We start from the raw sequence: 505 nt of genomic DNA on the forward strand, positions 1-505 counted from the left end.
GCATTAAATGCCAGACCGAGAAAGTGTTTAGGGTATAAACAGCCTGCTGTTGTATTCAATAAATTACGCAAAGTACGTAAAGCAGCTTAATTTAGCGAGTGGTGCACTTCGGAGTTGAATTCGCGAATGCCATAATGAATGGCATTTCTAATCTACCGGTAGCCTCGATAATAATGCGTTCAGGTTTATGCTTTTTAATCTTATTAACGGCTTCACTAATGCCTTTATCATCGTTGGAAACAGTAAAGTAAATATCTAAAGGTCGAATATAAATATCGAGTTGAGATTTACCGGTATCGACACCGAGTTTAATGCTTTGATTTGTTTTAGTATTCATATAAGCTAACCCTTGCTTGCATAATGCGGGCTCGAGGCCCAGTACAGGGCGGGATCGCACTTTTAGCTAATTTATGATCAAATAGCGCCAATCCCATTGCTAGGCGCAACCAATGAACCTGATTGAACACCTTACAGTTGTAGAAGAAACTCGCTCTGATATTAACAA

At 39.4% G+C, this 505-nt stretch carries 1 pseudogene; it reads right to left on the minus strand.

What is annotated here, in order from left to right:
• Positions 1-115: 115 nt before the first annotated feature.
• Positions 116-337, minus strand: a pseudogene (locus F9Y84_RS21890) (IS110 family transposase); the annotation flags it as partial.
• Positions 338-505 lie beyond the last annotated feature (168 nt).

This window comes from Pseudoalteromonas peptidolytica (assembly GCF_012641745.1).
Classification (GTDB): domain Bacteria; phylum Pseudomonadota; class Gammaproteobacteria; order Enterobacterales; family Alteromonadaceae; genus Pseudoalteromonas; species Pseudoalteromonas peptidolytica.